The sequence below is a fragment of the Streptomyces sp. NPDC002156 genome, from assembly GCF_053593675.1.
Window position 1 is genome coordinate 234662 of sequence record NZ_JBSFDA010000001.1, and the last position, 12812, is coordinate 247473.

Consider the following 12812-nt stretch of genomic DNA (forward strand, 5'->3'; position numbering starts at 1 on the left):
GACATGCGCCGGTATGTGATCAAGCGGCTGGCGCAGGCGGTCGGCGTGCTGTGGGCGGCGTACACGGTGTCGTTCCTGGTGCTGGACTTCCTGCCCGGTGACCCGGTCACCGCGATGGCGAGTGCGGGGATGGACTCCGGGCAGGTGGATCCGGCCCAACTCGCCGCGCTGCGGCACGAGTACGGCTTCGACAAGCCGGTGCTCGTGCAGTACGCCGACCATCTGGGCCGGGCGGTGCGCGGCGACTTCGGCGACGCGATCTCCACCGGCCGCCCGGTGGCCTCCACCGTGGCCGACGCGCTGCCGCAGACGCTCCAGCTGACCGGCACCGCGCTGCTCCTGGCGGTGCTGTTCGGCGCCGGTCTCGCGGTGGTGGCGACGTACACCTCGCGGCGGTGGCTGCGGCAGTTCCTGCTGTCGCTGCCCCCGCTCGGGGTGTCGGTCCCGACGTTCTGGGTGGGGCTGCTGCTCGTCGAGACGTTCTCCTTCCGGCTGCGCTGGTTCCCGGCGTTCGGCAACGACGGGCTCCAGGGGCTGGTGCTGCCCGCCGTCACGCTGGCGATCCCGACCGGCGCGCAGGTCGCGCAGGTGCTGGCCAAGAGCCTGCTCACGGCCCTCGACCAGGCCTATGTGGAGACCGCGCGGGCCAAGGGCGCCGGCCGGTGGCGGGTGCATCTGCGGCACGCGCTGCGCAACGCGTCGCTGCCCGCGCTGACGGTCGTGGGCCTGCTGGTCGGCCAGCTGGTCGCCGGTTCGGTGGTCGTCGAGACGGTCTTCTCCCGCGACGGCCTGGGCCGGGTGACCGCGGCCGCGGTCACCTCCCAGGACATCCCGCTGGTCCAGGGGGTGGTGGTGTTCGGGGCGCTGATCTTCGTGGCGACGAATCTCCTCGTCGACCTCGTCTATCCGCTCCTGGACCCGCGGATCGTGGTCGCTTCGGACAGGGGGGCGAGCTTCGCATGAGCCAGAGTCTGGCCAAGGACGTCGACGGCGTGGCCGGCCGGGCGGAGGCCTCTCTCGGTCTCGCCCGCCCGGTCGGGGCCGGGTCCCCCGCGGACCCGGGCCGTCGCCGGACCGACGTACGGGAGGTGTTGCGGTTCCTGCTGCGCCGTCCCGGTCTGCTGCTGTCGGCGGTCGTCGTGGTGCTGGTGGTGCTGGCCTCCTTCTGGCCGGACCTGTTCACCTCGCAGGACCCGTTGAAGGGGGTGCCGTCCGAGAACTTCCGTGATCCGAGCGGGAGTCACTGGTTCGGTACGGACGAACTGGGCCGCGATGTGTTCTCCCGCGTGGTCCACGGCGCCCAGCTCTCCCTCGAGGCCACGATCATCGCGGTCCTGGTCGCGTTCGTGGTCGGCGGTCTGCTCGGTGTGGTCGCCGGGTTCGTGGGCCGCTGGGTGGACGACGTGCTGATGCGTTTCGTCGACGTCCTCCTCTCCATCCCCGCGCTGTTCCTGTCGCTGGCCCTCGTCACCGCGCTCGGGTACGGGACGGTGAAGGTGGCGGTCGCGGTGGGCATCGCGAGCGTCGCCTCCTTCGCCCGGGTGGCGCGGGCCGAGGTGCTGCGGGTACGGCAGGCGGTGTTCGTCGAGGCGTCCCGCGCGAGCGGGGCCCGCTGGTACTCGGTGCTGGGACGGCACGTCCTGCCCAACGCGGCCGGCCCGGTGATCGTCCTGGCGACGCTGGACTTCGGCGCCTCGATCCTGGCCGTGTCGGCGCTCAGCTTCCTCGGCTACGGCGCTCCGCCACCCGCCCCGGAGTGGGGGACGTTGATCTCCGACGGCCGCAACTACCTGGCGAACGCCTGGTGGTTGACCGCGCTGCCCGGTCTGGCCATCGCCGCGACCGTGCTGGCCACCAACCGTATCGCCCGGGCGCTGGACGGCGAGTGGTCCCGGCGATGACCGACGTACGAGAGAACGGTGAGGACGTGACCGCACCACTGCTGGAGATCCGCGGCCTGTCGGTGTCGTACCGCACCCGTGGCGGTGCCGTACCGGCGGTGCGGGGCGTGGACCTCGATGTCCGGCCCGGGCAGGTGACCGCCGTGGTCGGCGAGTCCGGCTCCGGCAAGAGCACCACGGCGCATGCCGTCACCCGGCTCCTTGCGGCGAACGGCACCATCGACGCGGGCACGGTCCGTTTCGGCCGGCACGACCTGGCGACGCTGTCGGAGGCGGAGCTGCGCGCCGTGCGCGGCGCGCAGATCGGGCTGGTCCCGCAGGACCCGACGGTCTCGCTCAACCCGGTCAAGCGGATCGGCGAGCAGGTCGCCGAGGTGCTGCGCATCCACGGTCTGGCGACCCGTCGTACGGCGGCCGCCGAGGCGGTCGCGGTACTGGACCGGGCGGGGCTGCCCGACGCGGCCGTCCGTGCCCGGCAGTACCCGCACGAACTGTCCGGCGGTATGCGGCAGCGGGTGCTGATCGCCATCGCCATCGCCGCGAAGCCCAGGCTGATCGTCGCCGACGAGCCGACCAGCGCGCTCGACGTCACCGTGCAGCGCGTCATCCTCGACCATCTCCAGCATCTCACCGAGGAGTTGGGCACGGCGATCCTGCTGGTGACCCATGACCTCGGGGTGGCCGCCGACCGCTCCCAGCGGCTGGTGGTGATGGAGCAGGGCAGGGTCGTCGAGGCGGGTGAGACCCGTGCCGTCCTGGCCGACCCCCAACACGAGTACACACGGCGGCTGTTGGCCAGCGCCCCGAGCCTCACCACGGCCCGCTCCCGCACCCCTGCCTCCACCGCACCGGCCGACGAGGCGGCTCCCCTGGTCGAAGTACGCAACATCGTCAAGGAGTTCAGGCTGCCGCGCGCCGGCGGCGAGACCCGTACCCTGCGCGCGGTCGACGACGTCAGTCTCACCGTGCGTCACGGGCAGACCCTCGCCCTGGTCGGCGAATCCGGCTCGGGCAAGTCGACCACCGCCCGTCTGGTCCTCCGCCTCACCGAACCGACCTCCGGACAGCTCCTGTTCGACGGCACCGATGTCACCCGGGCCAAGGGCGCCCAGGTCCGACAGCTGCGCCGGCGCGCCCAGCTCATCTACCAGAACCCGTACGCGTCCCTCGACCCGCGCTTCTCCATCGCCGAGGTGATCACCGAGCCGCTGCGGGCGTTCAAGGTCGGCGACCGCGCCTCCCGGCTCGCCCGGGCCGGCGACCTGCTGGACCGGGTCGCGCTGCCGGCCTCGACACTGGAGCGCCGCCCGGCGGAGCTGTCGGGCGGACAGCGGCAGCGCGTCGCCATCGCCCGCGCGCTCGCCCTCTCCCCCGACCTGGTGGTGTGCGACGAGCCGGTCTCCGCGCTCGATGTGTCGGTCCAGGCCCAAGTCCTGGAGCTGCTGGCCGAGTTGCAGGCGGACACCGGCGTCGCGTACCTCTTCATCTCCCACGACCTGGCCGTCGTACGGCAGATCGCGCACCAGGTCGCCGTCATGCGGGCCGGGCGCGTCGTGGAGACGGGACCGCCCGAGGACCTGTTCACCGAGCCCCGCCACGAGTACACCCGCGAGCTGCTCGCGGCGATCCCCGGCAGCCGCCTCGCCGACGCCGCCGCGAAACCGATCCCGAGCCGAGGACCGGCATGACCACTCCCGTCATCACCTCGCCGGCCGACGCGGTGGACCGTTCGACGCAACCGCCGGCCGCGGACCGCTCAAGCCGTACACGGTGCTGGTCCCGGTCTCCACGTTCCCCTTCGCCGCGCCGGAGGACGAGCGCCTGATCACCGGCGACCCCCGCCCGAGCGTCCAGAAGCGCCGCCGGAACGCGCGAAGCAGACTTGACCTAGGCGCAAGTCGTGCGCGGGAGGTTCCGGCGTGCGCCATCGCACACACCGTGTGGTCCCCAACTGGTCCCCACCGACCTGCTCTGCGCTGCCATCAGGCACCCGGTACGGCGAGGCGGCATCAACCGATATCCGAGGTAACGCCCCTGCTTGCAGCTCCCCGCGGATACCATCCAGCCGCCGGATCTGAACGGCTCATCCGAGATGCGCCGGGCCCCACGACGCTTCATCGCAGAACAGCAACAGACCCTCTGTGAGCATCGCTCGCTCCGCTGGGCGGGTGCAGCCTGCCCGCCCTGGCGACCCCAAGCGGGTCGGCTCTTACCGGATCATCGGCCGCCTGGACTCAGGCGGCATGGGCGGTCAAGGTCATCCACGCCGCGCAGGCAGAGGACCCCGAGTTCCGAGCCCGCTTCCGCCGTGAGGTACAGCTCTCCGCCCGCGTCAAAGGGCCGTGCCTCAATCTCTGGGAGCCCGGCCTATCGGAGGCCGGCCGAGGGGTGCCAGCCCAGCCTGCGCGACGCGGCCAGACCTGAGGCGATGACCGCCGGCCGTACCGTCCGCAGGTCGACCGACCCGGCGCCCACGACGACGGACAGGGCCGCGACAACCTCGCCGTCGGCGTTCAGGATCCGGGTGGCCACCGAGTCGACACCGGGTGTCGTTTCCTCACGCACGACGGCCACGCCGCTCTCGCGGCACTCGGCCAGCATCGTCCGCAGCCGCGCCGGGTCGGTGACGGTGCGCTCGGTGTACGCCAACAGCCCTTTCCCGATCACCTGTTCCAGCAGCTCGGGATCGGCGTGGGCGAGGAGCACCTTGCCCACGGCGGAGCAGTGCAGCGGCAGCCTCTCCCCGACCTTCGACATCACGTCGACCGCGTTGTCCGCCGACAGCCGCTCGACGAGAACCGCTTCGGTGCCCTCCAGTACCGCGAGCTGCACGTGCTGGCGCAGAGCGTGGTGCAGGTCGTCCATGAAGGGGAGCGCCGCGGTACGCAGCGGGACGCTCAGCGGCGCCAGTGTGCCCAGCTGCCACAGCCGGATGCCCACGGTGAACCCGCCGTCCGGTGCCCGCTCCAGCGCCCCGGCCTCGACGAGTTCCAGCGCCAGTCGGCGCACCGTGGCATGGGGCAGCCCGGTCTCCCGGGTCAGGTCGGCGAGGGTGAGCCGGGAGCGGCCGGGCCTGAACGCGAAGAGAACCTCGAACAGCCGTGAGCTCACGCTGCGACCGGGCTGACCGGAACGCGGCATCAGACTTCAGCTCCTCGGGACGGCCGCCGAAACAGGGTGTCCATTGAATGAACATAGACGTTCTCGGCGGTGCGGGACGTCGGTGAGGATCGAGGTCTTGCCAGGACGTTCCCTTCGAGGCAGAGGAGTGGATCCATGCCCGCCCTTGTGCACGGCCCGCGGATCGCCATCATCGGGGGTGGCATCGGCGGTCTGGCCGCCGGCGCCTTCCTGCGCCGCGCGGGCCTGACCGCCACCGTCTACGAGCAGGCACCCGCACTCGCCGAGGTCGGCGCCGGGCTGGTCGTGGCTCCCAACGCCGCACGGCTGCTGCGTCGCCTGGACGTCATGGAGCGGTTTCTCCGCCGAGCCGTGCCGCTGGACTGGGGTTGGGAGTTCCGCCGCTGGGCGGACGGGACCGTGCTCTCGGTGGAGAAGCTGAGCGAGGTGTGCGAGCGGCTCTACGGCGAGCGCACCTACGTCGTCCACCGGGCCGATCTGTTCGGCACCCTCAGGACGGCCGTGCCCGACGATTGGATTCGGCTGGGCGCGCGCTGCACGTCGGTCGACGCGGGCCCGGGCGGCGCGCTGCTGGGCTTCGCCGACGGCAGCCGGGCCGAGGCTGATGTCGTCATCGGCGCCGACGGTGTGCACTCCGTCGTCCGTGGCGCAGTGGCCGAACCCGCGCCGCCGGAGTACTCCGGCATCTGTGCGTTCCGCACCATCGTGCCCGCCCACGCCGCGCCCGACTTCGCCCTTCGCCCCGCTCAGACTCTCTGGCTCGGGCCCGGACGGCACTTCGTGCACTACCCGATCGGCGACGGGAGCGCCGTCAACGTCGTGGCCTTCGCCCCCGCCGGGGACTTCACCGACGAGTCCTGGAGTACGAAGGCCACGATCGAGGAGTTCCACGCCGAGTTCGCCGACTGGGACCCGCGAGTGACGGACCTGATCACCGCCGGCGGCGTCCCCGGGCGCTGGGCGCTGCTGGACCGGGCACCCCTACGGCACTGGAGCCGAGGCAGGATCACGCTGCTCGGTGACGCCGCGCACCCCATGTTCCCCTTCTTCGCCCAGGGCGCAGCCCAGTCCATCGAGGACGCCGCGGTGCTGGCGCGCTGCCTCGCCTCCTCCCTGGACGACCCCGAACAGGCGCTGAAGCGGTACGAGTCGGCACGCATCGAGCGGACGACGCGCCTTCAGCAGGTCAGTCACGCCCGCAGAGACATCAACCACCTGCCCGACGGGCCCGAGCAACAAGCGCGTGACGCGGCGCTGGCCGGGTCCGACCCGCTGGTGAGCAACGGCTGGATCTACGGCCACGACGCCGAGGAGGTGTCCGCCGCGTGACCCGCCGTGTCGACGACAGGAGGAACCCGAGCATGACCACCACCGCTCCCACCGTGTCGGGCCGACAGCGTCAGGTCGAGGACGAGCTGGTCCAGACGGTGCTCGCCTCGTTCCAGCACACGCCGGACCCCCGGCTCAAGGACCTGATGCAGGCCCTGGTGCGGCACCTGCACGCCTTCGTCCGCGAGGTCCGCCTGACCGAAACCGAATGGCAGCACGCCATCGACTTCCTCACCGCCGCCGGCCACATCACCACCGACCGCCGCCAGGAGTTCGTCCTGCTGTCCGACGTTCTCGGCGCCTCCATGCAGACCATCAACGTCAACCACGAAGCCACCGCGGACGCCACCGAGGCCACCGTGGTCGGCCCGTTCTTCGTGGACGGGTCCCCCGAGATCCCCATAGGCGGCGACATGGCCGCCGGCGCCCCCGGAGAACCCTGCTGGGTCGAGGGCACGGTCACGGACACCGACGGCAACCCCGTCCCCGGCGCCCGCCTCGAAGTATGGGAAGCCGACGAGGACGGCTTCTACGACGTCCAGTACGACGACGACCACCTCGCCGGGCGAGCCCACCTCCACACCGACGACCAGGGCGGCTACGCGTTCTGGGGGCTGACTCCCACGCCGTACCCCATCCCCCACGACGGACCCGTCGGAGACCTCCTCGACAGGACCGCACGCTCGCCGCTGCGCGCATCCCATCTGCACTTCATGGCCACCGCACCCGGCCTGCGCACCCTCGTCACCCATATCTTCGTCGAAGGCGACAGGCTCCTGGACTCCGACGCCGTCTTCGGCGTCAAGCAATCCCTCGTCAAGCAGTTCCGACCGCAGCCGGCCGGCACACCGACCCCCGACGGACGCGACCTGACCGGGCGCACCTGGTCCCGCGTGCGGTTCGACATCGTGCTCCCGCCTCGGCAGACAGAAGGGCAGGCAGAAGGAGAGGGCTCACGTGCGATTCGAGCATGAAACCCTGGCGCAGCGCGTCTGTTTCGCACCCGGCGAAGCGCCGGCGACAGTGCGCGCCGAGGTGGCGCGGCTGGGCGGCTCTCGGGTGATGGTGATCGCGGCGGCGCCCGAGACCGGCCTGGCCGAGAAGGTCACCGCGGAGGTGCCGGTCGTGCTCCGCCACGACGAGGTGGTGATGCACGTGCCGGTCGCGTCGGCCGCGCGGGCGCGCGCGGCGGCTGCCGCACACGAGGTGGATCTCGTCGTCAGTGTCGGCGGGGGTTCGACAACCGGCCTCGCGAAGGCGATCGCGCTGACCAGTGGCATCCCCATCGTGGCCGTTCCCACGACCTACGCGGGGTCGGAGGCCACCAGCGTCTGGGGCCTGACCGAGGGGGCGCGCAAGACCACCGGAGTCGACGCACGGGTCCTGCCCCGCTCGATCGTGTACGACGCGACCCTCACGTTGTCGCTGCCGGTGGCCATGAGTGTCGCCTCGGGACTGAACGCGCTCGCCCACTGTGTGGACTCCATGTGGGCACCGCGTACCGACCCGATCGACCAGGCGCTGGCGGGAGAGGGCATCCGTGCGCTGGCGGCCGGATTGCCGGCCGTGGTGGCCGCCCCGGCCGAACGCGAGGGCCGTGAACAGGTCCTGTACGGGGCCTACCTGTCGGCGGTGGCGTTCTCCTCGGCGGGCTCGGGGCTGCACCACAAGATCTGCCATGTGCTGGGGGGCGCGTACGACCTGCCGCACGCCCAGACGCACGCGGTCGTGCTGCCGTATGTGCTGGCGTTCAACGCACATTCCGCACCGGAGGCCGAGCGCCGGATCGCGGAAGCGTTCGGCACCGTGTCAGCCCTTGAGGGCTTGCAGCGGCTGCGGCGCTGGGTGGATGCGCCGAGGGCACTACGCGACTACGGCTTCAACGAGGCCGACATCGAGGATGCCGTGCACGCGATCCTGGATGTGGTCCCGGCGGACAACCCACGCCCTGTGACCCCCGACGGTCTGCGGCAGTTGCTGCGAGCCGCCTGGCAGGGCACCGACCCACTGGCGCCGGACAGCGAGGAGAACTGAGGCAGAGGTCAGCGGCCGTGTTCATGCGGGGCTTGCGCACCGAATCCGGTGCGCAAGCCCGGCGTTTTTCCTTGTCTCGGCAGTCACGGACTCAGCAGTCGATGGTGACTCCGGGCCCGGCGATCCGGGACACACGTGCCACGTCTGGCGGCCCGCTGTTCTCTGCCGGGAGCACAGGAACACGTCACGGTGGTCGACGCGGCAGAGTCCGCATTCGCCGTGCAGACAGTCGTACATGATCTCGACACCCGCCTCTTGCCGCACACACCAGGTCGTCGCCGTCCGGTCGGCCCATCGACAGCGGGACGAGCCGGTGCCGGCACACGTCGGCCAGGGCGACGGGGCGTTCAGGGGATGCATGCGCGCAGTCCCCTGCGCCGCAGGGCGGGTCATCGGGGGTCCCCTGGGTGCTCGGCGCCAGCCAGCCAGGCGGCGCCCTCCGCGTAGAGCCGTGCGACCGTGTTCCCGATCAGGCCCGGCAGGCCGGGCTTCACCGAGAATCCGGCCTTCGTCTGTACGTAACCGAGGTGGCGGTACCCGACGGGGAACCGGGCGAGCAGTTCGGGATCGAGGTTGAGGGAGGCGCCGGGGTCGACGACGTCGAGGCGGTCCTTCTCGTAGATGGGCTGCCTGCGGAGAATCGTCCACTCGCCGTTGTCCCGGGACAGGAAGTCGTAGAAGCGCCCGGTGCACACCACGTCCACCAACACGCCGTCGACCTCCGCGCGCTGACTGATCGTCATCTTGGTCTGCGCGATGGCGCGCTCCCCCGCCACGTCCGAGGTGTGTCCGCCGAGGAAGTGCAGAATGCTGACGCCGTTGTCGAAGCCCTGCTTGCTGGCGGCTATGAAGTCCGCGGCCGGGCCCTGGAACCAGGTGGCGCTCATCCATCCGTCCGGATGCCAGGTGGTGGCGAACCGGTCCCAGTGGCCGGCGTCCCGCCACAGCACCCAGTTCTCCACAAGCTGCCTGATCTTCATCTGATCCGCGTTCATCGCGACCTCCGTCACTTGTCCACCGGTAGCCTGCGGGCGAGGATGTCCTCGCGCTGCTTCTCGTACAACGCCTCGGCGTCCTCGTGGAACCGTGCGTGCGCCTCCGGACTCGCCCACCCAGGAGCGCAGCTGGTCCCGGCCTGCCTCTGTGAGGCTGTACCGGCGCTTCCTCGCGTTCTCGCCGCGAGGCACCTCCTCGCCCTCGATGAGACCGCCGGACTCCAACTTGCGCGGCTCGCCGTAGATCTGGGTGTGGGGCGCGTGCCAGAGGTACCCGACGGACGCAACGACATGGAAGGACCGCTGCTCAAGCGGACCGTCGTTCCCGCCAGGCGCGGCCGTAGTCGTTTCCGTGGGGAGTGCGGACCACGGTGTGGATGTGGAAGGGCTTCGGGGTGTCGTAGTCGAGGAAGTTCGGCGGTGAGCACCGGGGACTGGATCCGGTAGTAGAAGACATCGCCTGCCGCGTGCCCGCCGATCCAGCTGAACCAGGTGGCGTCGAGGTGGTCGCGGATCTCACGCATCCGGGCCGTGCACGGGCCGTCGGGCAGCAGGGACACGAACGACTCGACGAGTTCCCGCAGGATCCGCCGGGGCCGCTCGGGCATGTCCGCGGCGCGAAGGCCTTCGACCGGGATCACCCGGTTGTCCTGGAAGGCGCCGGCGAGGTGCCGCTCGTCTCCGGGATGGACCCGGCCGGGAGGCATCTCGGGGTCGGCCATCCGCCGGTACACGGTCGTGGCGGCGCGCAGATCCGGGGGCAGCGCGGCCATCAGGTCCGTTCCGAGCCGGATCCGGTCCGTGAACGCCGCCGTGCCGGCGCGAGGGCCCGCGTCGATCTCGTTCGGTTCGGCGCCCAGGAAGACCGGACTGAGAACCATGCGCCCCTCCACGACGAGACAGTTGACGGCGCAGTGGTGGCCGAACAGCTGACGGCCCCACGGCTCCACGAGGTCGGGGCTCCCGTAGAGCGCGAAGTTGTAGCTGAACTCGATGAGGATGGTCTCCAGGCCCACGACCTCGCCGAGGAAACCGTTGATCAGCATCATGTCGCGCACCAGGCGGAAGCCGTCGGGGCTCAGCGACGCCTCGATCAGTGCGAGCGCCCTCTCCCGCACCTCGGGCGGCTGAAACTCCAGCCGAATGCCGGTGTCGAACTGCGGGAACTCCGGGTTCGACCAGGTCTGCCACTCGATCGCGTCCACCGGGTGGCTCAGCTTGGTGCGGCCGTCCTCGTCGAGTGCCGCCGTCAGGTCCCGTGCCGCGGCGACGGGAGCCTCCTCGCCGGGGCGGGCGGGCTCCCGGACGCCTCGATGGTGCCTACCGGCGAGTCGGGAGTCAGTCCACGGATGCGGTCCTCCAGGGCTGTGGCGAGCTGTTCGGCGCGTGTGCCGCCAGGGGCGCTGAGGCCGACCAGCAGGGCTGGTTTCTCGGTGACCACGACAGTATTCCATCATAAAGGTTGTAACCTTTATAGAGGTTTTCTCGCGCAGCTTCGCCTCAAAGGTGGGAGTCCGGATGCGGATCGTGGGAGTGGTGCTCGACGGCGAAACCCGTGTGGCGGACCTGTCGCCCGACGGCGAGAGCTGCACCGTAGTGGCCGGGCTTCGGGAGTTCTGGGCCGATCCCGAGTCATGGCTGGCCCGTCCACCAGCCGGCGGGACAGTGCCGGTGGGTGACGCGTGCCTGGTGCCGCCTGTGCTGCCGGAGGCACAGGTGCTCTGCATCGGGCTGAACTATCTCGAGCACGCCGCCGAAGGCTCGTACCGGGCACAGGAACTGCCCGAGAACCCCACGCTGTTCGCCCGGTGGACGCGGTCGCTGACGATCGGTGGAGCGGAGATACCCGTGCCCTCCGCCGAGGACGGTCTGGACTGGGAGGGCGAGATCGTGGCCTGGGTGGGCCGGACGCTGGTGGACGCCGACCCCGTCGAGGCGCTCGCGGCTGTGGTCGGCTACTCGACGTTCAACGACGTCACCGCGCGGCGGGCCCAGAAGCTGACCTCGCAGTGGACTCTCGGGAAGAACGCCGACGGTTCAGGCCCGCTGGGGCCGATGGTGCCGACCGGTGAGGTCGGCGACCTGCGGGACGGGCTGCGGGTGCGGACCCGGGTCAACGGCGTGACCGTCCAGGACGCGTCGACCAGCGACATGATCCACCCTGTAGGCGAAACGCTGGCCCACATCTCCCGCACCGTCACACTGCACCCCGGTGACCTGCTGGCCACCGGCACCCCGTCCGGTGTCGGCTACGCCCGTACCCCGCCCTGGTTGCTGGTTCCGGGCGACGTGGTGGAGGTCGATGTGGAGCGTCTCGGGACACTGCGCAACACGATCGTCGGCGACGAGCACCGCCGGAATCCCATCTCCCGGCGAACAGAGCGACGTCAGCCTTCTCCGGAGGCCCGCTCGGACCCTCTCTCGCAGGGCCGCTGAGGCGCCTGCGCGGGTCATGTCGGGGTCGCGTCCGGACCGAACGTATGCCTCCGGTCAACGGCGAGGCGTCTCTGGAGGCGCCCAACGTCAACGTCCGTGCGGGAACTTCGCCTTCCGAAATGTGGAAGCGGGCTAGGCCGACGACGCAGACCGATCCAGAGTGACGCAGGATCGTCGAATGAAGGAGTGACATGAGCGTCACCGAGACCACTGTGGCGGAGCTGGCCGCCCGGCTGACCAAGGCCGTGACCGACCGCACCTCCATCGAGCCGCTGTCGGCCGAGCACCCTGAGCTCGACATCGTGACCGCCTACCGGATACAGCGCGAGCTGCGGTCCGCCGCGGGCCCTCTCGTAGGCTGGAAACTGGGCCTGACCTCACGGGCCAAGCAGACGCAGGTAGGGGTGGACAGCCCCATCTACGGCTTTCTGGCCGAGGCGAACGCCGTGAACCCGGGCGAGCCGCTCGACACCGCGTCGCTGATCCAGCCGCGGTGCGAGCCGGAGATCGTGTTCGTACTCGGCCGTGACCTCGCCGGGGCGGACGTGACCGCGGCGGACGTGGTCGCCGCGTCGTCCGGCGTGGCGGTCGGGATCGAGGTCCTCGACTCCCGTTTCACGGACTACCGGTTCACGATGGCCGACGTCGTCGCGGACAACACCTCGGCCGGGAGGTTCGTCGTCGGCGACCCGGTCGCCCCGGAGGGAATCGACCTCGATCTGGTCGGCGTGACCATGGAGAAGAACAGCGAGGTCGTCGGGACGGCAACAGGCGCCGCCTCCCTCGGCCACCCGGCCGAAGCGGTGGCGTGGCTGGCCCGGCAGCTCGCCGCCGAGGGCGAGGGCCTGCGCGCGGGCGAGGTCGTCCTCTCCGGAGGGCTGACCGCAGCGGTCCACGTAACCCCGGGCGACGTCGTCGTCGCCTCCGTCGACCGGCTGGGCTCGCTCCGGCTGGACTGCAAGTAGACCAGGAGGAG

Annotated in this window: 13 protein-coding genes; 8 read left to right on the plus strand and 5 right to left on the minus strand. The window is 70.9% G+C overall.

Annotated features, from left to right (window positions below; genetic code table 11):
- Positions 1-3: 3 nt before the first annotated feature.
- Genes ACWCRB_RS00990 through ACWCRB_RS01000 form a run of 3 tightly spaced genes read left to right on the plus strand, consistent with a single transcriptional unit; the run spans position 4 to position 3589 of the window.
- Positions 4-963 carry an ABC transporter permease gene (locus tag ACWCRB_RS00990; RefSeq protein ID WP_450993963.1) on the plus strand — a complete coding sequence of 320 codons (960 nt, stop codon included), beginning with the start codon at positions 4-6 and terminating at the stop codon, positions 961-963.
- A complete protein-coding gene (locus ACWCRB_RS00995; protein WP_450993964.1) occupies positions 960-1901 on the plus strand; it encodes an ABC transporter permease in 942 nt (313 codons plus the stop codon). Before ACWCRB_RS00990 ends, ACWCRB_RS00995 begins: the two co-directional genes overlap by 4 nt.
- Positions 1898-3589 (plus strand): dipeptide ABC transporter ATP-binding protein, encoded by a 1692-nt coding sequence (locus tag ACWCRB_RS01000; RefSeq protein WP_450993965.1) that lies wholly within the window; start codon positions 1898-1900, stop codon positions 3587-3589. Before ACWCRB_RS00995 ends, ACWCRB_RS01000 begins: the two co-directional genes overlap by 4 nt.
- Positions 3590-4268: 679 nt before the next feature.
- Here the strand turns inward: ACWCRB_RS01000 and ACWCRB_RS01005 are convergent.
- Positions 4269-5042 (minus strand): IclR family transcriptional regulator, encoded by a 774-nt coding sequence (locus ACWCRB_RS01005; protein ID WP_450993966.1) that lies wholly within the window; start codon positions 5040-5042, stop codon positions 4269-4271.
- Positions 5043-5177: 135 nt separating this feature from the next.
- Between ACWCRB_RS01005 and ACWCRB_RS01010 the strand changes: the two genes are divergently transcribed.
- The 3 genes from ACWCRB_RS01010 to ACWCRB_RS01020 are packed head-to-tail and all read left to right on the plus strand — an operon-like array spanning position 5178 to position 8405.
- Positions 5178-6371 carry an FAD-dependent monooxygenase gene (locus ACWCRB_RS01010; protein WP_450993967.1) on the plus strand — a complete coding sequence of 398 codons (1194 nt, stop codon included), beginning with the start codon at positions 5178-5180 and terminating at the stop codon, positions 6369-6371.
- A gap of 32 nt (positions 6372-6403) precedes the next feature.
- Positions 6404-7345 carry a dioxygenase family protein gene (locus ACWCRB_RS01015; protein ID WP_450993968.1) on the plus strand — a complete coding sequence of 314 codons (942 nt, stop codon included), beginning with the start codon at positions 6404-6406 and terminating at the stop codon, positions 7343-7345.
- Positions 7329-8405, plus strand: coding sequence for a maleylacetate reductase (locus tag ACWCRB_RS01020; RefSeq protein ID WP_450993969.1), 1077 nt, complete (start codon positions 7329-7331; stop codon positions 8403-8405). The genes ACWCRB_RS01015 and ACWCRB_RS01020 overlap by 17 nt, the downstream gene beginning before the upstream one ends.
- Positions 8406-8589: 184 nt before the next feature.
- Here ACWCRB_RS01020 and ACWCRB_RS01025 read toward each other — a convergent pair whose 3' ends face one another.
- Genes ACWCRB_RS01025 through ACWCRB_RS01040 form a run of 4 tightly spaced genes read right to left on the minus strand, consistent with a single transcriptional unit; the run spans position 8590 to position 10841 of the window.
- Entirely contained in the window at positions 8590-8826 is a 237-nt protein-coding gene (locus ACWCRB_RS01025) for a Rieske 2Fe-2S domain-containing protein (protein WP_450994061.1), read from the minus strand.
- Positions 8795-9400, minus strand: coding sequence for a nuclear transport factor 2 family protein (locus ACWCRB_RS01030; protein ID WP_450993970.1), 606 nt, complete (start codon positions 9398-9400; stop codon positions 8795-8797). The genes ACWCRB_RS01025 and ACWCRB_RS01030 overlap by 32 nt, the downstream gene beginning before the upstream one ends.
- An 11-nt stretch (positions 9401-9411) precedes the next feature.
- Complete coding sequence (locus tag ACWCRB_RS01035; protein ID WP_450994062.1) at positions 9412-10653, minus strand: DUF3500 domain-containing protein; 1242 nt, start codon at positions 10651-10653, stop codon at positions 9412-9414.
- On the minus strand, positions 10650-10841 hold the full coding sequence (locus ACWCRB_RS01040; protein WP_450994064.1) for a hypothetical protein: 192 nt from the start codon (positions 10839-10841) through the stop codon (positions 10650-10652). Before ACWCRB_RS01040 ends, ACWCRB_RS01035 begins: the two co-directional genes overlap by 4 nt.
- Before the next feature lie 77 nt (positions 10842-10918).
- On the opposite strand from ACWCRB_RS01040, the gene ACWCRB_RS01045 reads away from it, so the two are divergent.
- Both ACWCRB_RS01045 and ACWCRB_RS01050 read left to right on the plus strand, forming a co-directional pair.
- A complete protein-coding gene (locus ACWCRB_RS01045; RefSeq protein WP_450993971.1) occupies positions 10919-11836 on the plus strand; it encodes a fumarylacetoacetate hydrolase family protein in 918 nt (305 codons plus the stop codon).
- A 191-nt stretch (positions 11837-12027) separates the two neighbouring features.
- On the plus strand, positions 12028-12801 hold the full coding sequence (locus tag ACWCRB_RS01050) for a 2-keto-4-pentenoate hydratase (RefSeq protein WP_450993972.1): 774 nt from the start codon (positions 12028-12030) through the stop codon (positions 12799-12801).
- Positions 12802-12812: the final 11 nt, after the last annotated feature.